The sequence below is a fragment of the Microbacterium oryzae genome (assembly GCF_030406385.1).
Lineage (GTDB): Bacteria > Actinomycetota > Actinomycetes > Actinomycetales > Microbacteriaceae > Microbacterium > Microbacterium oryzae_A.
The window spans coordinates 120,982-144,202 of sequence record NZ_JAUEPM010000005.1 but is presented as its reverse complement, the minus strand read 5'-3'; the positions used below and the strand labels follow the sequence as shown (position 1 = coordinate 144,202).

Sequence of the window (23,221 nt, the reverse complement as noted above, 5' to 3'; positions counted from 1 at the left end):
ACTCAGATCGAGAGCAGCACCTTCGTCGCGCGGCGCTCGTCCATGGCACGGTAGCCCTCCGCGGCCTCCTCGAGCGGCAGCTCGAGGTCGAAGACGGCGCCCGGATCGATCTCGTCGGCCATGATCAGATCGATGAGCTCGGGCAGGAAGCGGCGCACCGGCGCGGGCCCGCCGAGCAGGCTCACGGTCGCGTTGAAGAGATCGCGCCCGTCGAGTTCCACCCCGTGCGAGACGCCGACGAAGCCGACGTGTCCGCCGGGCCGGGTCGAGCGGATGGCCTGCATCATCGACTCCTGCGTGCCCACGGCCTCCACCGTCGAGTGCGCGCCGTAGCCGTCGGTGAGCTCCTTTACGCGGGCGACGCCCTCGGAGCCGCGCTCCTCGACGATGTCGGTCGCGCCGAAGCGCCGTGCCAGGGCCTGCCGGTCGGCGTGACGCGACATGGCGATGATCCGGTCCGCGCCGAGGCGCTGCGCGGCGAGGATCGCGAGCAGGCCGACCGCGCCGTCGCCGACCACCGCGACCGTCTTCCCCGGCCCCGCCTCCGCGGCCACCGCGGCGAACCAGCCGGTGCCGAGCACATCCGACGCCGCCAGAAGGCTGCGCATCTGCGCGGGCGTCGGATCGCCGGGAACCTTCACGAGCGTTCCGTCCGCGAGCGGTATGCGGGCGAACTCGGCCTGCGTGCCCACCGACCCCATCATCACCTGGTGCTTGCAGCGCGACTGGAACCCGGCCTGGCAGATCTCGCACGTGTTGTCGGAGGCGACGAACGACCCGACGACGAGATCGCCGATCGCCACGTCGCGCACCGCGTCGCCGACCTGCTCGACCACGCCGACGTACTCATGGCCCATCCGCGCCGGCCCGCGGGACTGCTGCGCCCCTCGATACGGCCACAGGTCCGAACCGCAGACGCAGGTCGAGGTGACGCGGATGATCGCATCGGTCGCCTCGACGAGGGTCGGCTTGTCGACGTCCTCCACACGGACGTCGCCGGGGCCGTGCATGATGACTGCGCGCATGATCGCTCCTTCGAGTGGGATGGTCGCCGAGATCCATCAGACCCCGCGGTGCGGCGACACGGAACCCCCTGTCGTCGGGGCGCGAAGCGCGATAGGGGGTCAGGAGGAGCGCGCGGACTCTCCGCGAACGGGCTCCGCGCGAGCGGACTCGTCCAGCACGGTCGGAATCGCCTGAGTCGCGACGAGGATGTCCTGCACCGAGCGCGTCATGTGCTCCAGGAACTTCATCGCACCCGCGATCTCGTCGGGCGCGAGCTCCTCCACCGCGCGGATGATCCCCTCGTGCACACCGGAGAGCGTCGCACGCGCATCCGCGTGCGACGTCGGTGCGAGGGCGAGCTTGCGCCGATCGGATGGGTGGGGTCGCCGTTCCACGTACCCCGCCTTCTCGAGGCGGTCGATGAGGCCCGTGACGGAGGCGGTCGACAGCCCGAGCTGCCGCGCGAGCTCTCCCGGCTGCAGGAGATCGCCGGCCTGCGCCGATCGCGCGACGATGCCCACGGCCAGCAGCTCGTTGTCGCTCAGACGCATCTGCGCCTGGGTGCGCCGCTGCAGGTCGGCCTCGGCGGCGCGATAGTCGCGCAACGCGGCCAGCAGGGCGGCGGCGGTGTGCTCGTCGTCGCCGGAGCCGTACCAGTACGACGAGGCAGCAGTATCCGCGGTGACCATGTACCCCATCGTATTGAACATCTCAAGCCCCGAAACACTAATCGCCCGATTAGCTAGTCACGGCAGTAATGTCGTCTCGGCCCCGGTCGCTGAGGACGGGCCGACGAGGATTTCGAGGAGCGGGAGGATGGGCATGGGCAAGTTGTTCTACGGGACGAGCGAGCAGGTCGTCGAGGTCGACGACATGCTCCTCGCCCACGTGCAGAAGGTGATCATCACCAAGCTGCGTCGAGGGGAGTCCTTCCCACTGACGTGGAAGACCGCAACGGGCGGACGCGAGACCCTCTGGGTCCACGCGTCGCTGCTGCTGCGGTTCGTCCTCGACAGCGACGAGGTGAGCGAGCGGACCGACGCGCAGCTGCTGCGGCATCTCGCCGACGCGGCGAACTCCCACCACGGCATGGACCTGACCGACGACGCGGTGCGCCGTCTCACCCGTCCGGCTCGTCCGGTGCTGAGGGCAGCAGCATGAGGCGCCAGAGCCTGAGCGAGCGCCTACGCAGCCGACCCACGACCTGGGCCGTCGTCGACGCCGGCTTCCACGTGGCGAGCCGCCGCGGCGAGTTCGTGGGGGTCGTCGACACCGACAGCGAGGGCCGCTTCCTCGCGTTCGACGGGCGCGGGCAGATCATCGGCGCCTTCCTCGACATCGCCCAGGCGATGGCCGAGGTCGAGGCGCACGCGAGCGACGTTCCGACCAGGCAGCTCGCCGGCGTCTGAGCGAAGACGACGCGAGAGGGGCGCCCGCAGGGCGCCCCTCTCGCATTCCACGGTGCTCTGTAGCCCGTCGCCGTCACGGCGTCAATCGCTGGTCCGGCCATGAAACCCGCCGGTAGGACAGATGGGCGGCCCGACGCCGGGTCGCAGAAAGGGGTGCGGCTCATATGTCGCAGGTCAAAGAGGTCCGGTCGCTCGTACCGGCGCGGATGGATCGGCTCCCGTGGTCGCGGTTCCACTGGCTGATCGTCGTGGGGCTCGGGTTCTCGTGGATCCTCGACGGCCTCGAGGTGCAGATCGTCGCGGCCAACGGGTACGCGCACACCCTCGGGATGGGGCCCGTCGAGGTCGGCCTCGCCGGCACGTTCTACCTGCTGGGGCAGGTGTTCGGCGCGCTCGTCTTCGGTCGCCTCGCCGACAGCCTGGGCCGCAAGAACCTCTTCCTCGTGTCGCTGGCGGTGTACCTCGTCGGCAGCGCGGTGGCGGGCTTCGCCTTCGCGCCCTGGTTCTTCTACATCTGGCGCTTCGTCGCCGGCGCCGGCATCGGCGGCGAGTACGCCGCCATCAACTCCGCCATCGACGAGATCATCCCCTCGAAGTACCGCGGGCGCGTCGACATCGCGATCAACGGCACCTACTGGGGCGGCGCTGCGCTCGGTGCGGTCGCCAGCATGTTCTTCCTCAACACCGAGGTGTTCGACCAGGACCTCGGATGGCGGCTGAGCTTCTTCGTCGGACCGGTTCTCGGTCTGCTCCTCATCTACCTGCGCCGGCACATCCCCGAGAGCCCGCGGTGGCAGATGACCCACGGCCGCGAGGAGGAGGCCGAGCGCAACGTCGACGCGATCGAGCAGCGCATCCGCGATGAGGGGCACGAGGTCGGCCCCGTCGACGAGTCGCGTGCGATCGTGGTCAAGGAGTACGGCCGGGTGCCGTTCCTCGTCATCGCGAAGGTGCTGTTCCGCCAGTACCCGCGGCGCACCCTGGTCGGCATCACGATGATGGTGACGCAGTCGTTCCTCTACAACGCGATCTTCTTCACCTACGCGCTCGTGCTGGAGAACTTCTACGACGTGCCGCCGGCGTCGGCGTCGCAGTACTTCATCGTGTTTGCCGCCGGCAACTTGCTCGGCGCCCTCGTGCTCGGCCACTTCTTCGACACGTGGGGACGCCGCCGGATGCTCTTCGGCACCTACGTGCTGGCGGGGCTCATCCTGCTCACGAGCGCGTTCCTCTTCAACGCGGGCGTTCTCAACGCGACGACCCACACCCTGTTCTGGTGCCTGTCGTTCTTCTTCGCATCGGCGGGGGCATCGGCCGCGTATCTCACCGTGAGCGAGATCTTCCCGCTGGAGCTGCGCAGCCAGGTCATCTCGTACGTCTTCTCGATCGGCCAGTTCGTCGGCGCCATCGCGCCGACGCTCTACGGCTCGCTCATCGGCGACGGCACGGATCGCGGGCCGCTCTTCTGGGGCTACGTGCTCGGGTCCTGCGTCATGGTCGCGGGAGGCGTCATCTCCGGCGTGTTCGGCGTGAGCGCCGCGGGGAAGTCGCTCGAGGACATCGCCGACCCCCTCTCCCTCGTCGAGCAGGCGAAGGGCGGGATCACGCCGGATGGCGCGGTGCCGGAATCGAGGGGGCGCTCGAGTCGCCAGTAGCCCGGTCGGGCACGAGCGACGCGCACCTCGTTCGGGAAGGCCTCGGTCCTCGGGACCGGGGCCTTCCGCGTGCGCGGGGAGACGCCTATGGTCGGGGCATGACGAGGCACGGCGGCATCGCCGCCCTGGCACTGGCGGCAGCGCTCCTCACCGCGTGTGCGCCGGCCGCGGAGCCGACCTCCTCGCCGTCGGCAGCGCCATCCGCGCCCGCGTCGTCATCTCCGATGCCTTCCGCGCCCGCGTCGCCACCGCCATCCGCTCTCGTGCCCGACCAGCGGCGCGTCGTCGCGGAGGATCTGGTCGCGCCCTGGTCCATCGCATTCGCCGGCGACCGGGCGCTCGTCAGCGAGCGCGACACCGGCCGCGTGCTCGAGGTGATGGATGGCGCGACACGGGAGGTCGGGACGATCCCGGGCGTGCAGGCGCACGGCGAAGGCGGGCTGCTCGGTCTCGCCGTGCGCGAGGAGCACCTCTACGTCTACCTCACGGCGGGTGCCGAGAACCGGATCGAGCGGTACGAGCTCGTGGGCGAGCCCGGCGCGCTCGAGCTCGGCGCGCGCGAGACGATCCTCGGCGGACTGCCCGCTGCCGGGAATCACAACGGCGGACGCATCGCCTTCGGGCCGGACGGGATGCTCTACGCGACGGTCGGCGACGCGGGACAGCCGGACGCGGCGCAGGATCGGGAATCGCTGGGAGGAAAGATCCTGCGGCTGACGGCCGACGGCGAGGTGCCGGCGGACAACCCGTTCGCCGCTTCGCTCGTCTACAGCTACGGGCACCGGAATCCGCAGGGCCTCGCGTGGGCGGCTGACGGCACGCTCTACGCGAGCGAGTTCGGGCAGGACACGTGGGACGAGCTCAACGTCATCGAGCCGGGCGCGAACTACGGATGGCCGGAGACGGAGGGCGTCGCCGGACGCGACGGGATGGCTGACCCGATCCTGCAGTGGAGGCCCGCCGAGGCCAGCCCGAGCGGCATCGCGATCGTCGGGGACACCCTCTACCTGGCGAACCTGCGCGGGGCGCGTCTGAGGGCGGTGCCGCTCGATGACCCGGCGGCCGCGGTCGATCACCTCGTGGGCGAGGTGGGGCGCGTGCGCGATGTGGCCCTGGCGCCGAGTGGCGAGGTCTGGATCCTGACGAACAACACCGATGGCCGCGGTGCGCCGCGCCCTGGAGACGATCGGATCATCGCGCTGGGGCTGCGCTGACGAGACGCGAGGGGCTCCATCCGCGCTGCGGATGGAGCCCCTCGCGTCACTCGAGCCGGCGTACCAGGAGCCGCGCGTCAGCCGGGTTCCTCCACCGACTCGCGGAAACGGAACCAGACGGTGCCGAGCGGCGGGATCGCGATGAGCGCGTGCCCGTCGGGCGCGACCTCGACGCGGCCGAGGTTGCCGACGCCGGAGCCGCCGTAGTCCGCGGCGTCGGTGTTGAGCACCTCGTCCCACACGCCGGACGCGGGGAAGCGGAGCCGGTAGTGCGAGTGCGGCGCGGCGGAGAAGTTGCTGACGCAGACGAGCATCGAGCCCTCGGCGTCGCGGCGGACGAAGGCGTAGATGTTCGCACCCGCGTCGTCGGCGACGAGCCACTCGAAGCCCGCGGGCTCCGCGTCCAGTGCCCACAGCGCGGGCGTCTCCCGGTACCGGGCGTTCAGGTCGCGCACGGCCTGCTGCACCCCGCGGTGATCGGGCAGGTCGAGCAGCCACCAGTCGAGCTCGCGCGACTCCGCCCACTCCGACTCCTGGGCGAGCTCGTCGCCCATGAAGATCAGCTGCTTGCCCGGGTGCGCCCACATGAAGGCGAGGTACGCGCGCAGCGTGGCCAGCTGACGCCAGCGGTCGCCGGGGGCCTTGCGCAGCAGAGAGCCCTTCCCGTGCACGACCTCGTCGTGCGACAGCGGCAGCACATAGTTCTCGCTCCACGCGTAGGTGAGTGCGAACGTCATGTCGTGGTGGTGATGCATGCGGTACACGGGGTCACGGCCGACGTAGTCGAGCGTGTCGTGCATCCACCCCATGTTCCATTTGAAGCCGAAGCCCAACCCGCCGGTCGACGTCGGCCGCGTCACACCGGGCCACGAGGTGGACTCCTCGGCGATCGTCACGACGCCGGGGACGCGACGGTAGACGGTGGCGTTCATCTCCTGCAGGAACTGCACGGCCTCGAGGTTCTCGTGCCCGCCGTGGATGTTCGGCGTCCACTCCCCGTGCTGACGCCCGTAGTCGAGATAGAGCATGGAGGCGACGCCGTCGACGCGGAGCCCGTCGGCGTGGAACTCCTCGAGCCAGTACAGCGCGTTGGCGTACAGGAAGTTGCGCACCTCGCGGTGGCCGAAGTCGAAGATGTGCGATCCCCACTCCTTGTGCCAGCCGCGCTGCGGGTTCGGGTCCTCGTAGAGGGGAGCGCCGTCGAAGCGCGCCAGCGCCCACTCGTCCGTCGCGAAGTGGCCGGGCACCCAGTCGAGGATGACCCCGACGCCGGCCTGGTGCAGTCGGTCGACGAGCAGGCGCAGGCCATCGGGGTCGCCGAAGCGGCTGTCGGGAGCGTAGTAGGAGGTGACGTGGTACCCCCACGAGCCGCCGAACGGATGCTGCATCACCGGCATGAGTTCGACGTGCGTGAAGCCGAGGTCGCTGACGTAGGCGACGAGCTCGTCCGCCAGCTGCTCGTAGGTGCGGTCTCGCCGCCACGAGGCGAGGTGCATCTCGTAGATCGCCATCGGGCGGTCGACCTGGCCGCGGGCGGCGTTCTCCGTGCGCTGCCGGATCCACTCCTCGTCGCCCCAGCGGTACGACGAATCGAACACCACGGAGGCCGTCAGCGGCGGCTTCTCCGCGTATCGCGCCATCGGGTCGGCCTTCTCGCGCCAGACGCCATCGACGCCGAGGATCTCGTACTTGTAGTGCGTGCCGCTGCCGACATCGGGCACGAACAGCTCCCAGATGCCCGAGGAGCCGAGGCTCCGCATCGGGTGCCCGCGGCCATCCCAGTCGTTGAAGTCGGCCTTCACGCGCACCGCGCGGGCCCGGGGCGCCCAGACGGCGAACGCGGTTCCGGTGACGTCGGGCGCGACGCCCAGCCCGTCGAACCGGCGCACGTGCGCACCGAGCGCCTGCCACAGCGCCTCATGACGGCCCTCGCCGATGAGGTGCAGGTCGACCTCGCCCAGGGTGGGCAGGAAACGGTAGGGGTCGTCGCGGACGTGGCCGCCGCCATCCTCGTAGGTCGTCTCCACACGGTACGTCGGGACGTCCTGCTTCGCACCGGGCGGCAGGGGCAGCACCCCGGTCCAGACGCCCTCGTGCTCATGCTGCAGCGGGAGGTCCGCCCAGCCGTCGGGGGTCGCGTACCGGACGGCGACCGACGCGGCCAGCGGCCTGACCACGCGGAAGGTGACGCCGCCCTCATGCGGGTGGGGTCCGAGCACGGAGTGGGGGTCGTGGTGCGCTCCGGCTGCGACCGCCGCCAGGGTGTCGCGGTCGACGGGCAGGGCCTGCAGGGTCGTCATGCTCCTCCGATCCGTTCCAGCGCGGCCAGCGGGATCCCGATCCAGGATGGCCGGTTGCGCTTCTCGTAGACGGCCTCGTACACGGCCTTGTCCGCCACATACGCCTGAAGCAGCGTGCGCTGGTCCTCGGACAGTTCGCCGTCGGCCGCCTCGGACTGCCCGAGTGCGGCGACGTAGGAGGCGAGGAAGCGGCTGCGAGCACGCTGCGACCACTCCTGCGCGCGTTCCGCACGCAGGGCCTGCTCGTCGTCCTCGCTGCCGTGGCTGGCCAGCGACATCTCCACGACGCCGGGTGCGTAGTCGAACGAGCGCAGCATCCCCGCGACGTCGCGCCAGGGCGAGTCGGGGAGCGCGCGCTCCGCGAAGGGACGGCCGGGCTCGCCCTCGAAGTCGACGATCCGCCATCCGTGAGAGGTGCGGAGCGTCTGGCCGAGATGCAGGTCGCCGTGCACGCGCTGGATGTCGAGGCCGTCGAGCGCGGCCACGGCGTCGTAGGCGCTCTGCAGGCGGGCCGCGTACGGCTCGAGCTCCGGCACGGTGCGCCGGGCGCGGTCGAGCCGCTCCGCCATCGCGCTGGCGAGCTCCACCGTGCTCCCCGGGCCGCGGTGCTCGGCCGGGAAGCGCTCGCGCAGGACCGCGTGCACCTCGGCCAGTGCCTCGCCGAGGCGAGCCGCCTCGCCGGAGAAGTCGCCGCCGGACTCGTCGATGCTCTGCTCGGGATCGGCGAGCAGCGTGCGGACGCTGCCCGTCGCGAGCTCGAAGCCGTCGGCCGCGGTGCGGAGGAACTCCTGCAGCATGGCCAGGTGCATGACCTGGCCGTCGACGTCGGCCTCCACCCACCCGTACAGCTCGGCGATGTGCTCGGACCCGGCGCGGGTGAGCTCCGCGTGGATCTCGATGTCCGGGTTCACGCCGGGGCTCACCTTGCGGAAGAGCTTCATGATGGCGGTGTCGTCGAAGCGCAGTGACGAGTTCGACTGCTCGCCGGTCAGGGGCGACGACCGCAGCGCGGGGTCGAGAGCGGGCCCGGCCGACACACGTCGGAAGCGGATGCTCCCGCTGCCGGAGACGCCGTCGCCCTCGGCGGCGACGAAGCCGTCGAGCCAGAGCGCCATCGCGTCGCGGTCGTGGACCGCGTCGTAGAGATGACGCACGTGGCCATCCGTCTCGATCGGGCCCACGTACGCGTGCCCGATCCGCTCCTCGATCTCGTCGTACGAGGACAGCGGCACCTGGTACTGCTCGGTGCCGCCCTCCTCGTCGGCGTACGCGACGGTCACCAGGTACAGCGCCGTGTCCGGACGCTGCGTGCTGCCGAGCAGTTCGGCGATGGTGCGGACTTCCGTCACCTGGAACGGCCGGCCCTTGCCGCCGAACCAGCGCGTGCGTACCAGATACCCCTCCAGAAGGGCATGATCGATCGCAGTCACAGCAGCCCCACCTCCTCCGTGTCGTCCGCCGGTGCGTGCAGCTGGAACCAGTAGAACCCGTGTCCGCCCAATGTCAACAGGTAGGGCAGCTCCCCGATGCGCGGGAACGGGACGCCGCCGACCAGCTCGACCGGGACCATCCCCTCGAAGCGGCGCAGGTCGAGCTCGACCGGCTGGGGGAACTGCGACAGGTTGTTGACGCACACGATCACGTCGACCGTGCCGTCCTCGTTCGTGTGCTCGCGCGAGTACGAGAGCACCGACGGGTTCGAGCCGCCGAGATCATTGAAGCTGCCGAGGCCGAACGCGGGGTGCCGCTTGCGAGCCTGGATCATCTGCCGGGTCCAGTGCAGGAGCGACGAGCGGTCCTCCTGCTGCGCCTCGACGTTGACCGACAGGTACCCGTACACGGGGTCCTGCACGATGGGGCGGCTGAGCTTGCCCGGGTTGGCCGTCGAGAAGCCCGCATTCCGGTCCGACGTCCACTGCATGGGCGTGCGCACGCCGTCGCGGTCGCCGAGCCAGATGTTGTCGCCCATGCCGATCTCGTCGCCGTAGTAGAGCACCGGCGATCCCGGCAGCGACAGCAGCAGGGCGGTGAACAGCTCGATCCGGTCGATGTCGTTGTCGAGCAGGGGCGCGAGGCGCCGCCGGATGCCGATGTTGGCCTTCATGCGCGGGTCCTGCGCGTACTCGTTCCACATGTAGTCGCGGTCCTCGTCCGTGACCATCTCGAGGGTGAGCTCGTCGTGGTTGCGCAGGAAGATGCCCCATTGGCAGCCCGAGGGGATCGCCGGGGTGTCGGCGAGGATCTCGCTGATCGGGTACCGCGATTCGCGCCGCACGGCCATGAAGATGCGCGGCATCACGGGGAAGTGGAAGCACATGTGGCACTCGTCGCCGCCGACCTCGGCGTCGCCGAAGTAGTCCACGACGTCGGCGGGCCACTGGTTGGCCTCGGCGAGCAGCACGCGGCCCGGGTAGTTCTCATCGACGAAGCGGCGCACCATCCGCAGGAAGTCGTGCGTCTCCGGAAGGTTCTCGCCGTTCGTGCCAGGGCGCTCGTAGAGGTATGGCACGGCGTCCAGGCGGAAGCCGTCGAGGCCCATGTCGAGCCAGAACCGCATGGCCTCGAGCATCGCCTCGTGCACCTTCGGGTTGTCGAAGTTGAGGTCGGGCTGGTGGGAGAAGAAGCGGTGCCAGAAGTACTGCTTGCGCACCGGGTCCCAGGTCCAGTTGCTGGGCTCGGTGTCGACGAAGATGATGCGCGCGTCCTCATACAGCTGATCGGTGTCGCTCCACACGTAGAAGTCGCCGTAGGGGCCATCCGGGTCGTTGCGGCTGGCCTGGAACCACGGGTGCTCGTCGCTGGTGTGATTCATGACGAAGTCGATGATCACGCGGATGTCGCGCGCGTGCGCGGCGTCGAGGAACTCCTGGAAGTCGGCGGTCGTGCCGAGGTCCGGCTGCACGCCGGTGTAGTCCGCCACGTCGTAGCCGCCGTCGCGCAGCGGCGACGGGAAGAACGGCGGGATCCACAGGCAGTCGACGCCGAGCCACTGCAGGTAGTCGAGCTTGTCGATGAGGCCGCGGAAGTCGCCGATGCCGTCGCCGTCGCCGTCCTTGAACGAGCGCACGAGCACCTCGTAGAACACCGCCGTCTTGAACCACTCGGGCTCGGGTCTGCCCGGGGTGTCGGGGAACGGCTCCTGCGTCAGGATCGGAATCGACGCGGTGTAGGGCGCGGGCTCTGGGGCGGCGGTCATGCGGTTCTCCTCACGCTCCGGTCGAGGCCGCGGCGGTCATCCGACGCCGACGAGCGCACGACGTCGACAGGGGTGCGTCCGGCCATGTGCCCAACTTGGCACATGCCTCCGACGAGGGCCAGCATCCGATCACCCCTTGCGTCCGCGCTCGAGGAGGGTGTAACCGTCGCCGATCTCCTTCCTCGCGAGGGCGGAGGATGCGCTCTCGCAGCCGCCCGCGCAACCCCCTCCGCGGGATCCGCCGATTCGGCCCCGCACGGCCATCCGCCGCGAAGAATGAGAGCGTGCCGCTGCGCGGGATCCGCTGAGTCGGCCGAGCGTCGGGAACGACATGGAGGAGGACATCATGAAGGCTGTCGTGTACAAGGGGCCGTACGAGGTCGCCGTCGAGAACGTCGCCGATCCGAAGATCGAGGGGCCGCTCGACGCCGTCATCCGCATCACCTCGGCGAACATCTGCGGATCCGATCTGCACCCCTACGAGGGGCGCGTCGAGTTCGAGTCCGGCATGGTGTTCGGGCACGAGAACATGGGCATCGTCGAAGAGGTCGGCGCGGGCGTCGACCGCATCAAGGTCGGCGACCGGGTGTCTGTGCCGTTCAACCTCGCCTGCGGCACCTGCCGCAACTGCAACCAGGGCTTCACCTCCGCCTGCCTGCGGGCGAACCCCTCCGGCCAGCCCGGAGCCGGCTTCGGCTACCCGGCCATGGGCCCCTACTGGGGCGGTCAGGCCGAGCTGCTGCGGGTGCCGTGGGCGGACTTCAACCTGCTGAAGCTCCCCGAGGGCACCGAGCACGAGCTCGACTACACAATGCTCTCCGACATCTTCCCCACCGGCTATCACGGCACCGAGATGGCGAAGGTCGCTCCGGGCAAGACGGTCGCGGTCTTCGGCGCGGGGCCCGTGGGGCTCATGGCCGCGCACAGCGCGTATCTGCGCGGGGCCGCTCAGGTGTTCGTCGTCGACCACCAGAAGGACCGGCTCGCGCTCGCCGAGAAGTACGGCGCCACGTCGATCGACGCCGGCGAGGTCGACGTCGTGGCGGCGATCATGGACGCGACGGGCGGGTTCGGCGTCGACTCCGGCGTCGAGGCCGTCGGCTACCAGGCCCACGATCCGGCCGGCAACGAGCACCCCGCCCTCGTGATGGACAACCTCGTCAGCGTCGTCCGCGCCACGGGCGCGATCGGGGTCGTCGGTGTCTACAACCCCGTCGACCCCGACGCCGCGACGGAGGAGGCGAAGGACGGCCGCATCGCCTTCGACTTCGGCACGGCGTTCACCAAGGGGCTCAGCATCGGCACCGGTCAGTGCCCGGTGAAGGCGTACAACCGGGAGCTGCGCGACTTGATCACCCAGGGACGCGCGACACCGGGCGACATCGTCTCGCACGAGCTGCCCCTCGATGACGCCGTGCGTGGCTTCGACCAGTTCGACAAGCGCGTCGACGGCTGGACGAAGGTGGTCCTCCACCCGAGCCGCTGACGCGGTCGCGCCGCCGGAGACGGCGAGGGCCCCGGTCTTCCGACCGGGGCCCTCTGCTGTGGCAAGTGAGGGATTCGAACCCCCGAAGCATGACGCGGCTGATTTACAGTCAGCTCCCTTTGGCCGCTCGGGCAACTTGCCAGTGCGCGCCCGCCCGACTTTCACCAGACGACCGGATGCGCGAGACACGATGTTACCCCGTGCGGCGGGCAAGGTGAAATCGCGTCGAACTTCCGGCAACCGGGCGCGTTGCGTCACCCGCCGCACATGCCCCGGACGGGACGAGACGGCTCATGGAAGGATGGCCGCATCGGAGCGCCCGCTCCGGCGAAAGGGGAGCTGATGTCCGCACCGCACGCTTCGCACGAGCAGCCGCACGGCGACGCCGCCGCTGCGGCCGCCCCGGGTCAGCGACCAGCGTCGCGCCTCATCCGGGGTGCCATCTGGATCGCCATCGGCGCGCTCATCGCCGCCGCGGTGATCTGCGTCATCTGGGTGCTCGTCGGCGATCAGAACGGCATCATCGGCAAGGCGTTCCTCACCGTGCTCCTCCTCGCCGGGTTCGCGGGGGTCGTCCTGCTCGACGCGAGCCTCGCGCCCAAGCGACCCGATTGGTTCGTGCTCGCCAGCATGGCGTCGTGGGTGGTCGTCCTCCTGGTCGGCGCGGTGAAGATCTGGCTCGACGTGGTGCCGGATGGCTGGAGCGAGTCGGACTACTACTCCTACGGATACGACGGCGAGGGCATCGAGCGGTTCTTCGAGTTCCTGCTCGTCGTGGCCGTACTGCAGCTCGCGCTGCTGCACCTGCGCCTCTTCTGGCGTGCGCACGCCCGGTACGTCACCACCTTCACGCGCGCCGTCGCGATCGCCACCACCGTGTTCCTCCTCGCGCTTGTGGCGATGCTCGTCTTCTTCCTCACGTTCCCCGACTCGTTCGACTACGAGGAGCTGTACTGGCGCATCGTCGTCTCCTTCGCCATCCTCGCCGCTGTCGGCACGACGCTCCTGCCGCTCTTGAACGCGCTGTTCGCACCCAAGCGGCCCCGGCCATCCCTCGCGCCGCAGCAGTACGGCCAGCAGCAGTACGGCCAGCAGTCCTACCCGCAGCAGTACGCGCAGCCGCAGCAGTGGCCGACGTACTACGACGGCGTGACGCCGCTGCCGGTGATGCCCGACGGCAGCCCGGACTGGAACGCGTACTACACCGGTCAGCCCACCTACCCGCAGGGTGCGTGGCCCGCGGCTCAGTCCCAGCCGTCGTCCCCGGAGCAGCCCGCCGATCCGCCGCAGATTCCGCCGCGCCCGCCGCTCCCGCCTGCGTCCTGACGCTCGCACGGAGATCCCGCGAATCCCGGACGCTCTGGCCCGAGCGGTCCGGGATTCGCGGGATCTCCGGCGCCAGGGGCCGGAGCGCCCGGGAGTCCGCGCGCGGGGGCGGGGCTAGCGTGGAGGGATGACTCTCGAACTCGAGCTCCGCGACCTCGCCGTCGACATCGCCAGGGAAGCCGGCGATCTCGCGCGGCGACGTCGGCAGGAGGGCGTCGCCATCGCAGCGAGCAAGTCGACCCTCGCCGACATCGTCACCGAGGCCGATCGCGAGGTGGAGACGCTCATCCGCTCGCGCCTCGCGGAAGCTCGTCCGGAAGACGGGTTCCTCGGCGAGGAGTCGGGCGCCGAGGAAGGGACCTCGGGCATCACGTGGGTGGTCGACCCGATCGACGGCACCGTGAACTACGCCTTCGGGCAGCCCGCCTACGGCGTGAGCATCGCTGCGGTGAGCGGACCGCCGGAGCCCACCGGATGGGAGCCGCTCGCCGGAGTCGTCGTCGCGCCGGTGCTGGACGAGGTGTTCTCCGCCGCCCGTGGGCACGGCGCGCACCTGGGGGAGCGGCGCCTGTCGGTCACCATGGAGACGCCCGCGGGAGCGCTCATCGCAACCGGCTTCGGCTACGACCCGGAGACGCACGCCGGCGCGCTCGATGAGCTGCGCAAGGTCATGCCCATCGCGCGCGACATCCGCCGAGCGGGAGCGGCCTCGCTCGATCTCGCCTACGTGGCGGCCGGTCGCCTCGACGCGTACTACGAGCGCGGACTGAAGCCGTGGGACATGGCGGCAGGCGCACTCCTGGTGAGCGAGGCGGGCGGGCGGGCTGGATGGCTGGGCGTCGATTCGTGGGGACGCCGGCTGCTCGTCGCAGCCGGAGAGCCGTTGTTCGAGCAGCTCGCAGGCGTATTCTCCGACTGACCCGACGTCTCGTGCACAGGGGGTTGACGGGACCTTCGTCCTGTGAGATTCCGAGCGCGGATGGCGCTCTCAGCGATCATCCGGTAGGTTGTTTACCGGATCGTTACTTTCGCGGCCCGAACCGCGAAGCGATGATCGCCCCCCGATGACGTTTCTCGCTGTCCCTCGCAGTGACCTACGGAAAGCACTCCTCCTTGCCGCTTGACATGCCCACGGCCGAAGCCGCGCACCAGCGCCGCTCGCGTCGCACCCCCGGTGCCGCGCTCACGCCGAACCAGCAGGGTCAGACGATGCGCACCGCCGTCGCGGACACGGCTCTTCCCGAGCCGCCCCTGACCCGTCGCCGGCTGCGTGAGCTCGCCTCCGCAACTCCTGCCCCCGAGATCATCGACGACGGCGACGCCGACTTCGGCGAGCCGCTCAAGGTCGCCGAGCACGTGGCCGGCTCCGCTCCCGCGACCGGCGCCATCCCGCTCGGCTCTGCGGAGTCGGACGAGTTCCTCGCCGCAGCCCGCGCACTGCAGTTCACGGGCGAGACGCCCGTGACCCCGGCCGCTCAGCCGGTCGCCGCGGGGATCCCCGCTCCCGCCGTCGAGGAGCACGTCGCGCCGCGTCGCGGCCGCGGGTTCCGTCGCGTCGCGACGACCACCGCCTCGCTGGGCGCCATGGGCGTCATCGGACTGCTCGCTGTCGGCATGACGACGCCGCTCGGCGCGCTCGCTCAGGACGGCGGCTCGTCCGCCTCGGCCGCCGTGTCCATCGCCGCCGGCGCGAGTCAGGAGCTCGGCGACGAGGAGATCCAGGCCTTCGTGGCGTCGTCCGACGTGCAGAACGCCGATGTCGAGCGTGCGCAGGGCTACTCCGCTGAGACCGTTCCGACCGTCGCTTCGGCCGACGGCATCAGCACCTCGGGTGCGTTCTTCACGAACGACGCCTCCGCTGACATCCAGTGGCCCTTCGCGGTCGGCACGAGCATGAGCTCGGGCTACGGCCAGCGCTGGGGTCGTCTGCACGAGGGCGTGGACTTCACGCCCGGCGACGGTGCTCCCGTTCAGGCGATCGCCGACGGCGTGGTGCGCATCGCGACCGAGTCGGGCGGCGCGTACGGCGTCACCGTCTACGTCGACCACGTGATCGACGGCCAGGTCGTCACGAGCCACTACGCGCACATGCAGTACGGCTCGCTGCGCGTCACGCAGGGCCAGCGCGTGCAGGTCGGCGACATCGTCGGCCTGACCGGAAACACCGGCCGCTCGTACGGTGCGCACATGCACTTCGAGATCATCATCAACGGCGCGACGACCGACCCGCTGCCCTGGCTGCAGGAGCACGCCAACACGCGGTACTCAGACGACGAGGCGGCTGCCGCGCAGACCGCCATCGGCGATCTCCTCGGTTCCGAGATCACCGCGGGCTGACCGACGCGCGCGGCGGTTGCCCGGGTTCGGGGAACCGCCGCGGAGATGGTATTCTCTTCTGGTTGCCTGTTGCAGGCAGCACGCCCCGATAGCTCAGTGGCAGAGCACTTCCATGGTAAGGAAGGGGTCGTCAGTTCAATCCTGACTCGGGGCTCGCGGCATCCACGGATGCATCGCGGCAGGGTAGCTCAGTTGGTGAGAGCGCACGACTCATAATCGTGAGGTCGCGGGTTCAAGCCCCGCTCCTGCTACAAGACCTGAAGTCCCCCCGGCTCCGCCGGGGGGACTTTCTCGTTGCGCGAGGCTGGTGAGCGTCCGCTCGAGACCAGACCCGCTTCGTCTACCCGCCCCGTGCAGAGCGGTCAAGCCCTGGCTTCCCGACGACGTGTCGCGGATGGTGAGCGCGGGGGACCACGGCGGTCCGCCATGGCGGGGGCACCATGACGATCGATGCAGCACCGGAAGCGGCGACGCGCCAGGCGGCGCCCGGCGACGTCGCCGTGGCCGACTTCCTCAAGACGAACGCTCCCGAGCTCATCCGGCGGCTCACGGAGTGGGCGGCGATCCCGTCCGTGGCCGGGGACCCCGAACGGGCCATCGACGTGGAACGGTCGGCGCGCTGGCTCGCGGGAGAGATGCGCGACGCGGGCCTCGAGGTCGAGCTGATCGAGACCGGCGACACCGTCGCCGTGTTCGGCCAGCGGGTCGGCGACCCTGACGCGCCGACCGTGCTCGTGTACAGCCACCACGACGTGCGCGCGGTGAAGCCGGAGGGGTGGAGCGAGACCGACCCCTTCACGCCCGTCCTGCGGGATGGCCGACTCTACGGCAGGGGCACGTCGGACGCGAAGGGGCAGGTCATGGCGCACCTGTGGGGCCTTCGCGCGCACCTCGCCGCAGCGGTCGACGGCCCCGCCCTGAACGTGAAGTACCTCGTCGAGGGGGAGGAGGAGGTCGGATCGCAGCATCTCGCCGATCTCATCGCCGAGCACACCGAGGCGCTGCGGTGCGATGTCATCGTCTTCTCCGACACCCTGCAGTGGAAGGACGAGGCCCCGGCCGTCGTCACCTCGATGCGGGGGATGCTGACGGCTTCGCTCACGGTGCGGGGTCCCGGCCGCGACGTGCACAGCGGCGCGGCGTCGGGCGCGACGGCCAATCCGATCCACGTGCTCGCCGATGTGCTGAGCGCGATGCACGACGAGGGAGGCAGAATCGCGATCCCCGGCTTCTACGACGCCGTCGCCGCCGTGACGGAGCAGCGCCGCAAGGAGATCGAGGACCTCCCGTTCGACGATGAGACCTGGCTGGAGCGCACCGAGACGCGCGCAATGACGGGCGAGGACGGCTACTCGATCAAGGAGCGACTCTGGCTGCGACCCTCGTTGGAGGTGCTCTCGCTTCTCGCGGGAGACCCCACGGCGATGTCCCGTGCGGTCATCCCCGCCACGGCCGAGGCATCCCTCAACATCCGCACGGTGCCGGATCAGCGCGTGGCGGATGTCGCCGAGCAGCTGCGGCGCTTCATCTCCGACCGGATCCCCGACACCGTCGAGTACGCGCTCACGGTCGACGAGGAGTACGGGCAGGAGCCGTACGTCACTCCTGCCACCGGCGCCCTGCGTGCGCTCGAGGTCGCGACAGAGCGCGGCTACGGCAAGAGCGCCGCCGGGCGCATGGGCAATGCAGGCGGCGGGCCGGCCGACCTGCTCTCGAGCTCGCTGGACGCGCCGATCGTGTTCGTCGGGACGGGCCTTCCCGAGGACCACTGGCACGCGAGCGATGAGAGCGTCGACGTCGAGATGATGATGAACGGCGCCGCCACGATCGCCTTCCTCTGGGAGGAACTCGCCGCGATGGACGTCGAGGACCTCCGGTGACGATCATGGCCGCTCCCGAACCGCCGTCCGCCCGGCAGACGGACGGCCTGCTCAGCCGACTGATCGGCGTGGAGGAGGAGCTGCTGCTGGTCGATGAGGCCACGCTGTGCCCCGCTCCCCGCGCAGGCGAGGCGCTCTCGCTCGCCGCCTCGGCCATCCCGCTCGCCGGAACGGCGCTCGAGCTGGAGGTCAAACGTGAGCAGCTCGAGGCGGTGAGCTCTCCGCGAGCGAGCTTCGACGAGCTGGTCACGGCGATCGCGGATGGACGTCGTGCCGCCGACGAGGCCGCTCGGGCGGTGGGTGCGCGCGCGGTCGCGATCGCGACGACGCCGGTCGCCTGCCAGACGCACGCCGTCTCCTCACCGCGCTTCGATCGGATGCAGGAGCGCTTTGGGCTGACGATGCTCGAGCAGCTGACCTGCGGGTTCCACGTGCACGTGACGATCGCGTCGCCCGACGAGGGCGTCGCGGTCCTCGACCGGATCCGGCCGTGGCTTCCCGTGCTGCTCGCGCTCAGCGCCAACTCCCCGTTCTGGCAGGGGATGGACACCGGCTTCGCCAGCTACCGCTATCAGGCATGGGGCCGCTGGCCGACCGCGGGCCCTTACGACCTCTTCGGAACCGCGGAGCGGTACCGGCGCGTCGTCGACGACATCATCGAGACCGGCGTCGCGCTCGACCGCGGCATGATCTATTTCGACGCCCGACTGTCCGCGCACGTGCCGACCGTCGAGGTCCGCATCGCCGACGTCTGCCTGCAGCCGCGCGACGCAGCGGCGCTCGCGGTCCTCGTCCGGGCTCTCGTCGTGACGGCCGTCTCCGAATGGCGCGTGGGCATCCCTCCTGACGGCATGCCGAGCAGCCTGCTCCGGCTGGCCTCCTGGCAGGCGAGCAGGTACGGCGTCGAGCAGGATCTGCTGCACCCCATCTCGGGGAAGCCACGACCCGCTCGCGACGTGGTCGCCGCGCTCCTCGAGCACGTCGACGCCGGGTTCGACTCCAGCGTCGAGCGAGATCAGGTTCACCGCCGGCTGCAGGTCATCCTGTCCCGTGGAACGGGCGCGACGCAACAGCGCGCGGCGAGCGCCGCGGCGGGCGGCGCCGTCGAAGCCATCGCCCTGGCCATCGCGGCGACGCATGCCGCAGTGTGAGCGGTGCAGGCACCTCGCGACGTCGCGCGCAAGGGGGAGGCACCAGCGCGACCACCGCGAGACGATGAGACCACACCGATGAGAAGGAGGATGGCATGAAGTCCGTCGCCGAGCAGAGCATCGAGGAGCTGGGCGGACGCCTGAGCGTCCTCTCCCGGCAGAAGAGCGACCACGTCGAACTGGACCGTCTGCTGCACCGGCTGGGGGAGTCGACACACGAGGAGCAGCTGCCTGTGCTGCTCGATCTCTATCGGCTGGTGTTCCCGCACGCGTTCGCGGAGGAGTCGGTGCTCTGGCCCGTCATGCGCCGCGTGCTGCCCGACGGGGAGGAGCTGACGCTCCAGGTCGAGCAGGAGCACCAGGAGGTGAACGAGCTCGTCACCAGGCTCGAGGGCCTCGAGCTGAACACGCCGGAGCGCCAGGCCGCCATCGACCGTCTCGTCGAGGTGCTGCGCGAGGACGTCCGCGATGAGGAGGACGAGCTCTTTCCGCGACTGCAGGAGCGCGTGTCGGCCCGGCAGCTGCGCCTGCTCGGGCTCGCCTGGGAGGTCGTCGACCGCGTCGCGCCGACCCGCGCGCACCCGATCGTGGCGCGTCGCCCCCCGGGGAACGTCGTGGCCGCGCTTCCGCTCACCGTGCTCGATCGCACGCGTGACCGTCTCGATGCGATCCGGTTGCGCGGTGCGGGCGGGGCGGAGGGGGCCATCCGCTTCACGACCGACGCGCTGACCCGGGCCGCGCACACCATCGAGCACCTTCCGGCGATGCGGCGCGGCGAGGATGTGTCCACGCGCGTCGACCCGAAGCCCGGTCGCCCATGGCTGGTCGTCGCCGGTGCGGTGGCGGCCGCCATCGCCCTTCCGGTCGCCTTCGCCCGGCGGGGCCGGAAGGGGGGCGATAGATTCCGACGATGACGGAGGAGAGCTCGCTCGACGCGGATGGCCTCCTCGCGGGACCGCGGGGGCGGCGGCTGTGCCTCGAGCTGGCGACCGAATGCGATGAGGCGGTGAGTCGCGCGGTATGCGAACTCGCCTACGGCCTCGATCCGGCATCGGGGAGCTCCCGTGTGCGGTTCACGTTTGCGGCCGACGACGGCGGTGAACCCCATTCGCCCGCGACGCTCGAGGCGCTCGAAGGGCTGCTCGCCGGCGTCGACGTGAGCGCCATCACGCCCGCCGCGGTCCACCGTGCCTTCGGCCTCTCGGTCGACTTCGCGCGGTACTGGCAGGAGCCGGACGGCGAGGACATCCTGGCGGCGCTCCCCGTCGTCGTGGCCGCGCTGCGCCCGCTCGCCGAGCAGGTGGTGCGGATGGCCCCGCCCTGGTGGTCGGAGCCGCGCCGCGACGTGCAGTGGGCGATCGAATGGCACGACCCCGGCGATCGGGTGACGCTCGACGGCGACTCGGCGCGCATGCTCGCAGAGTGGGGCGAGGTCACGGCGTGCGACGAGGCGCGGGCGCGGATCGACCGGCCGGTCGACCCGGTCGCGAGCTACAGCGGCACGTGGTGGGTCGCGCCGTCCAGCGCCCTGATGACGACCGGCACGACGTCGGACGGTGAGCCCGTCGGCCTGCGCCTCGTGGAGGACTCGCTCGGCTGGGAGGAGGCGGCGGCCATCCCGGTCCGCGGCGTCGGGCGCACCTTCGAGATCCGCGGAGCCGAGGACTGGGCCGAGCTCTGCCGCCGCTTCCCGCTGGAGGTCACCGCGTCACGAAGACATGACTGGTATCGGGTGACCGGGCGAGATGGCCGATGGCTGATCCCGGACTGGCGGCGGGTGGCGGGGGAGTGGGACGCGGTCCACCTCACCGTCGCCGCATACCTCCGCGCCGCGACCAGGGCCATCCGGGTGGATGACGAGTCCGCGACGATGATCGCGGGCTGGGGTCCCGATGCGACTCTCTGGCTCGCCGACGTCGTGCGCGGGGGCGACGGCGGACGGGTCGGATGGTGCCGGGATCACTCCAGCGCGACGTGGCGGCGCGGCTGATCGGCGGGAAGTGCTGCCCGCGCGTGCGACGTCTCGTCGACCCGCTCCACGCGCACGACGGCGACGAGCATCCCGGCCACGACACCGCCGAGGGCGCCGAGGATCATGTCGCCGATCGTGTCCTGGTAGGCGACGTAGATCTCATCGCTGATGTAGCGCCATCCTGCCCACTCGAGCATCTCCCACAGCGCGCTGATCGCGAGGGCGATGATCGGCACGACGAACGCCGGAATGCGCCGCCGCACGACCCCGCCGCGCAGATCGGGGAGCACGTCGGCGCGTGCGAGACACACGTAGGCGATCACCGACAGCACGCCCGTGCAGAGCATGTGCACCGCGAGGTCCCACCGAGGCACCGACGTGTAGAGCCCGAAGACATTGCTCCACGCCGCCGTGAGCACGATCGCGCCGTGAGCGAGGTCGAACCCGGCCCGCATCCCGAGGATGCGCGGCAGCATCACCGCGGGCGACGCCAGTGCGACGATGCCGACGTCGGTGGGGGTGAAGACCAGCGCGGCCACGAGGACCCCCAGCACCGCCGCCGCCCGCAGACCGTCGGCCATCCACTCGGTCGTCGTCGCCGGACGACGGAAGAAGTTCTCCTTCATGACGCGCCTCCGGGCATCCGCACCACGGCAGATACCGGCAGATGATCGGATGGCCAGCGCCCGTCCACGGGCCGCCCGTCGATCGCGATCTCCCGCACGTCGACGTCGGGAGTGGCGACGATCCAGTCGATGCGCTTCCCGTTCTCCCGCGGGGAGCGGTACGCGCCGTACGTGCCCCAGGCCGGAGTGAGGCGGAGGGCCGCGCTGCGCCACGCGTCGACGAGGCGGCCGTTCTCGAGCAGAGCCGCGATCGCGGGCGAGTCCTCCGGAGCGTTCATGTCCCCCATCACGAGGGCGGGAAGCGGCTGCGCGGCGATGCGCTCGCGGATGGCACGGGCCGCCCGCGCACGTGACCGCGCGGAGAAGACGTCGAGGTGGGTGTTGACGGCGAGGAACCGGGCGGAGGTCGCGACATCGCGGAAGATCGCGGCGACGAGCACGCGCGGGATGCGGTTGCCCCAGCCGATCGACCCCGCGGTGTGCGGCAGGTCGGACAGCGCCTCCTGCGACCACGACTCGGCTTCCAGACGCTCGGAGTCGTACACGACCGGCACACCCTCGCCCTGCCCCTTCGCGTTGCGGCCGCGCCCGAGGAGGCGATACCCGTCGCCGAGCGCAGCCCGGACCGCTTCGCCCGTGCGGGGGAGCGCCTCCTGGACACCGACGAGCGCCGGACGCTCGGCGCGCAGAAGCGTCTGGAGAGCGGGGAGACGGTGGCTCCAGCGATCCGCGCGCGAGGTGAGCCGGCCATCCATCGGCCTTCTGATGTTGAAGGTCATCACCGCGAGATCGGGTGCCGCCCGCGGTCCGATGAGCGGCGTGGTCACGTCGATGCTCCGATCCGCGCTCGCCGCCGCGCCGCGCGCAGCGCTCGCCGCGTGCAGCGGACGGGTGGCAGGTCGTCGGGCCAGTGGCGGAAGACGGTCCGGAACCCGCGCGGCACGCGCCGGAGGAGGAAGTCGCGACGGTCGCGGAAGGGCCGCATCGACATCCCCACGGCCGGATGGGCGACGCGGCGGATGCGGTGATGCTCGCCGAGGTGGAAGGAGAGATCGAAGTCGTCGTGGATCTCCGGGTCGTCGCGGTGCACGCGCGCAGACACGCGACGCCACGCGTCCCGACGAAAGCCCATGTTCGACCCGAACAGCGGACGGTGGCCGAGCGCGAGCGCGCTCACCGCGGTGTACGACCCGAGGTACGCGGCGAGGAGGGGAGCGCGCAGTGCGGGCGGGCCGTCGATGAAGCGCGCGGCTCCGGTGACCGCGACGACCGCGGGGTCACCGAACGCCCGCGTCATCGCCTCGACCCAGTCGGACGGCGGGACGCAGTCGGCGTCGAGGCGGAGGATGACGTCGCCGTTGGCGGCGTCGTACCCCGTTGCGGCCGCGGCCGGGATTCCCGGCATGGCGCAGACGACGACGCGTGCTCCCGCCTCCCGCGCCACGGACGCGCTGGTGTCGCGCGACGCGTTGTCGACGACGACGATCTCGTCGGGCACGCGGGTCTGGGCGGCCAGCGCCTGCAGGCATCGGCGCAGCAGCGGTGCGTCGTCCTTCACGGGGATGACGACCGAGACGCGGGCGTCGCCGGCGGGGGAGTGAGGGGCGGCTGACGGCACGGGTTCTCCGATCGGGGGTGTCCTTCAGTCCTACCTCGGTCGGTCC

At 70.8% G+C, this 23,221-nt stretch carries 20 protein-coding genes and 3 tRNA genes; 14 read left to right on the top strand and 9 right to left on the bottom strand.

The features are described from left to right. Nucleotides 1-2: 2 nt before the first annotated feature. Both QWJ90_RS09490 and QWJ90_RS09485 read right to left on the bottom strand, forming a co-directional pair. Nucleotides 3-1,025 (bottom strand): zinc-dependent alcohol dehydrogenase family protein, encoded by a 1,023-nt coding sequence (locus QWJ90_RS09490; protein WP_290107522.1) that lies wholly within the window; start codon nucleotides 1,023-1,025, stop codon nucleotides 3-5. A gap of 99 nt (nucleotides 1,026-1,124) precedes the next feature. Beyond that, the gene (locus QWJ90_RS09485; RefSeq protein WP_290107521.1) at nucleotides 1,125-1,694 is read right to left on the bottom strand and encodes a MarR family transcriptional regulator; all 570 of its coding nucleotides are present in this window, start codon (nucleotides 1,692-1,694) and stop codon (nucleotides 1,125-1,127) included. Between the two features lie 133 nt (nucleotides 1,695-1,827). Between QWJ90_RS09485 and QWJ90_RS09480 the strand changes: the two genes are divergently transcribed. The 4 genes from QWJ90_RS09480 (at nucleotide 1,828) to QWJ90_RS09465 (ending at nucleotide 5,283) form a co-directional block, all read left to right on the top strand. Next, a complete protein-coding gene (locus tag QWJ90_RS09480; RefSeq protein ID WP_290107520.1) occupies nucleotides 1,828-2,166 on the top strand; it encodes a DUF7882 family protein in 339 nt (112 codons plus the stop codon). Continuing rightward, nucleotides 2,163-2,414, top strand: a complete 252-nt coding sequence (locus QWJ90_RS09475; RefSeq protein WP_290107518.1) for a hypothetical protein — start codon at nucleotides 2,163-2,165, stop codon at nucleotides 2,412-2,414. The genes QWJ90_RS09480 and QWJ90_RS09475 overlap by 4 nt, the downstream gene beginning before the upstream one ends. Before the next feature lie 206 nt (nucleotides 2,415-2,620). Further along, nucleotides 2,621-4,069: an MFS transporter gene (locus tag QWJ90_RS09470; RefSeq protein ID WP_290107517.1), complete on the top strand. Its 1,449-nt coding sequence runs from the start codon at nucleotides 2,621-2,623 to the stop codon at nucleotides 4,067-4,069. Nucleotides 4,070-4,167: 98 nt separating this feature from the next. Beyond that, the gene (locus QWJ90_RS09465) at nucleotides 4,168-5,283 is read left to right on the top strand and encodes a PQQ-dependent sugar dehydrogenase (RefSeq protein ID WP_290107516.1); all 1,116 of its coding nucleotides are present in this window, start codon (nucleotides 4,168-4,170) and stop codon (nucleotides 5,281-5,283) included. Between the two features lie 77 nt (nucleotides 5,284-5,360). Here the strand turns inward: QWJ90_RS09465 and glgB are convergent, their stop codons facing one another. From glgB to treS, 3 genes are read right to left on the bottom strand one after another with little or no spacing between them, the layout of a single operon-like run. After that, nucleotides 5,361-7,583, bottom strand: coding sequence for a 1,4-alpha-glucan branching protein GlgB (glgB, locus tag QWJ90_RS09460; protein WP_290107514.1), 2,223 nt, complete (start codon nucleotides 7,581-7,583; stop codon nucleotides 5,361-5,363). Beyond that, nucleotides 7,580-9,013: a maltokinase N-terminal cap-like domain-containing protein gene (locus tag QWJ90_RS09455; RefSeq protein WP_290107513.1), complete on the bottom strand. Its 1,434-nt coding sequence runs from the start codon at nucleotides 9,011-9,013 to the stop codon at nucleotides 7,580-7,582. The genes glgB and QWJ90_RS09455 overlap by 4 nt, the downstream gene beginning before the upstream one ends. After that, the gene (gene treS, locus QWJ90_RS09450) at nucleotides 9,010-10,779 is read right to left on the bottom strand and encodes a maltose alpha-D-glucosyltransferase (protein WP_156243034.1); all 1,770 of its coding nucleotides are present in this window, start codon (nucleotides 10,777-10,779) and stop codon (nucleotides 9,010-9,012) included. The genes QWJ90_RS09455 and treS overlap by 4 nt, the downstream gene beginning before the upstream one ends. 346 nt (nucleotides 10,780-11,125) lie before the next feature. On the opposite strand from treS, the gene QWJ90_RS09445 reads away from it, so the two are divergent. After that, nucleotides 11,126-12,265, top strand: a complete 1,140-nt coding sequence (locus tag QWJ90_RS09445) for a glutathione-independent formaldehyde dehydrogenase (protein ID WP_290107512.1) — start codon at nucleotides 11,126-11,128, stop codon at nucleotides 12,263-12,265. 59 nt (nucleotides 12,266-12,324) lie between these two features. On the opposite strand, the gene QWJ90_RS09440 is transcribed toward QWJ90_RS09445, so the two are convergent. Continuing rightward, nucleotides 12,325-12,406: transfer RNA gene (locus QWJ90_RS09440), tRNA-Tyr, on the bottom strand. Nucleotides 12,407-12,607: 201 nt separating this feature from the next. On the opposite strand from QWJ90_RS09440, the gene QWJ90_RS09435 reads away from it, so the two are divergent. The 9 genes from QWJ90_RS09435 (at nucleotide 12,608) to QWJ90_RS09395 (ending at nucleotide 20,949) form a co-directional block, all read left to right on the top strand. Next, nucleotides 12,608-13,591, top strand: coding sequence for a hypothetical protein (locus tag QWJ90_RS09435; RefSeq protein ID WP_290107511.1), 984 nt, complete (start codon nucleotides 12,608-12,610; stop codon nucleotides 13,589-13,591). A gap of 127 nt (nucleotides 13,592-13,718) precedes the next feature. Continuing rightward, nucleotides 13,719-14,510: an inositol monophosphatase family protein gene (locus QWJ90_RS09430; RefSeq protein ID WP_290107510.1), complete on the top strand. Its 792-nt coding sequence runs from the start codon at nucleotides 13,719-13,721 to the stop codon at nucleotides 14,508-14,510. Between the two features lie 206 nt (nucleotides 14,511-14,716). Next, nucleotides 14,717-15,928 (top strand): M23 family metallopeptidase, encoded by a 1,212-nt coding sequence (locus QWJ90_RS09425; protein WP_290107509.1) that lies wholly within the window; start codon nucleotides 14,717-14,719, stop codon nucleotides 15,926-15,928. Nucleotides 15,929-16,010: 82 nt separating this feature from the next. Next, nucleotides 16,011-16,082: transfer RNA gene (locus tag QWJ90_RS09420), tRNA-Thr, on the top strand. Between the two features lie 23 nt (nucleotides 16,083-16,105). Next, nucleotides 16,106-16,179, top strand: a tRNA-Met gene (locus tag QWJ90_RS09415). Nucleotides 16,180-16,368: 189 nt separating this feature from the next. Then, on the top strand, nucleotides 16,369-17,808 hold the full coding sequence (locus tag QWJ90_RS09410) for a M20/M25/M40 family metallo-hydrolase (protein WP_290107507.1): 1,440 nt from the start codon (nucleotides 16,369-16,371) through the stop codon (nucleotides 17,806-17,808). Between the two features lie 5 nt (nucleotides 17,809-17,813). Beyond that, nucleotides 17,814-18,959 (top strand): glutamate--cysteine ligase, encoded by a 1,146-nt coding sequence (locus tag QWJ90_RS09405; RefSeq protein WP_290107618.1) that lies wholly within the window; start codon nucleotides 17,814-17,816, stop codon nucleotides 18,957-18,959. Between the two features lie 95 nt (nucleotides 18,960-19,054). Beyond that, nucleotides 19,055-19,873, top strand: coding sequence for a hemerythrin domain-containing protein (locus tag QWJ90_RS09400; protein WP_290107506.1), 819 nt, complete (start codon nucleotides 19,055-19,057; stop codon nucleotides 19,871-19,873). Beyond that, nucleotides 19,870-20,949, top strand: a complete 1,080-nt coding sequence (locus QWJ90_RS09395; protein ID WP_290107505.1) for a hypothetical protein — start codon at nucleotides 19,870-19,872, stop codon at nucleotides 20,947-20,949. Before QWJ90_RS09400 ends, QWJ90_RS09395 begins: the two co-directional genes overlap by 4 nt. On the opposite strand, the gene QWJ90_RS09390 is transcribed toward QWJ90_RS09395, so the two are convergent. From QWJ90_RS09390 to QWJ90_RS09380, 3 genes are read right to left on the bottom strand one after another with little or no spacing between them, the layout of a single operon-like run. Next, complete coding sequence (locus QWJ90_RS09390; RefSeq protein ID WP_290107504.1) at nucleotides 20,919-21,557, bottom strand: hypothetical protein; 639 nt, start codon at nucleotides 21,555-21,557, stop codon at nucleotides 20,919-20,921. The genes QWJ90_RS09395 and QWJ90_RS09390 overlap by 31 nt on opposite strands. Beyond that, the gene (locus tag QWJ90_RS09385; protein WP_290107503.1) at nucleotides 21,554-22,384 is read right to left on the bottom strand and encodes an endonuclease/exonuclease/phosphatase family protein; all 831 of its coding nucleotides are present in this window, start codon (nucleotides 22,382-22,384) and stop codon (nucleotides 21,554-21,556) included. Before QWJ90_RS09385 ends, QWJ90_RS09390 begins: the two co-directional genes overlap by 4 nt. Beyond that, nucleotides 22,381-23,175 carry a glycosyltransferase gene (locus QWJ90_RS09380; RefSeq protein WP_290107502.1) on the bottom strand — a complete coding sequence of 265 codons (795 nt, stop codon included), beginning with the start codon at nucleotides 23,173-23,175 and terminating at the stop codon, nucleotides 22,381-22,383. The genes QWJ90_RS09385 and QWJ90_RS09380 overlap by 4 nt, the downstream gene beginning before the upstream one ends. Nucleotides 23,176-23,221: the final 46 nt, after the last annotated feature.

Bases quoted from the DNA above. Each gene is read 5' to 3' on its own strand.
- QWJ90_RS09490 (WP_290107522.1), bottom strand. From the start codon at position 1,025: ATGCGCGCAGTCATCATGCACGGCCCCGGCGACGTCCGTGTGGAGGAC.
- QWJ90_RS09485 (WP_290107521.1), bottom strand. From the start codon at position 1,694: ATGGTCACCGCGGATACTGCTGCCTCGTCGTACTGGTACGGCTCCGGC.
- QWJ90_RS09480 (WP_290107520.1), top strand. From the start codon at position 1,828: ATGGGCAAGTTGTTCTACGGGACGAGCGAGCAGGTCGTCGAGGTCGAC.
- QWJ90_RS09475 (WP_290107518.1), top strand. From the start codon at position 2,163: ATGAGGCGCCAGAGCCTGAGCGAGCGCCTACGCAGCCGACCCACGACC.
- QWJ90_RS09470 (WP_290107517.1), top strand. From the start codon at position 2,621: ATGGATCGGCTCCCGTGGTCGCGGTTCCACTGGCTGATCGTCGTGGGG.
- QWJ90_RS09465 (WP_290107516.1), top strand. From the start codon at position 4,168: ATGACGAGGCACGGCGGCATCGCCGCCCTGGCACTGGCGGCAGCGCTC.
- glgB (WP_290107514.1), bottom strand. From the start codon at position 7,583: ATGACGACCCTGCAGGCCCTGCCCGTCGACCGCGACACCCTGGCGGCG.
- treS (WP_156243034.1), bottom strand. From the start codon at position 10,779: ATGACCGCCGCCCCAGAGCCCGCGCCCTACACCGCGTCGATTCCGATC.
- QWJ90_RS09445 (WP_290107512.1), top strand. From the start codon at position 11,126: ATGAAGGCTGTCGTGTACAAGGGGCCGTACGAGGTCGCCGTCGAGAAC.
- QWJ90_RS09435 (WP_290107511.1), top strand. From the start codon at position 12,608: ATGTCCGCACCGCACGCTTCGCACGAGCAGCCGCACGGCGACGCCGCC.
- QWJ90_RS09430 (WP_290107510.1), top strand. From the start codon at position 13,719: ATGACTCTCGAACTCGAGCTCCGCGACCTCGCCGTCGACATCGCCAGG.
- QWJ90_RS09425 (WP_290107509.1), top strand. From the start codon at position 14,717: ATGCCCACGGCCGAAGCCGCGCACCAGCGCCGCTCGCGTCGCACCCCC.
- QWJ90_RS09410 (WP_290107507.1), top strand. From the start codon at position 16,369: ATGACGATCGATGCAGCACCGGAAGCGGCGACGCGCCAGGCGGCGCCC.
- QWJ90_RS09405 (WP_290107618.1), top strand. From the start codon at position 17,814: ATGGCCGCTCCCGAACCGCCGTCCGCCCGGCAGACGGACGGCCTGCTC.
- QWJ90_RS09400 (WP_290107506.1), top strand. From the start codon at position 19,055: ATGAAGTCCGTCGCCGAGCAGAGCATCGAGGAGCTGGGCGGACGCCTG.
- QWJ90_RS09395 (WP_290107505.1), top strand. From the start codon at position 19,870: ATGACGGAGGAGAGCTCGCTCGACGCGGATGGCCTCCTCGCGGGACCG.
- QWJ90_RS09390 (WP_290107504.1), bottom strand. From the start codon at position 21,557: ATGAAGGAGAACTTCTTCCGTCGTCCGGCGACGACGACCGAGTGGATG.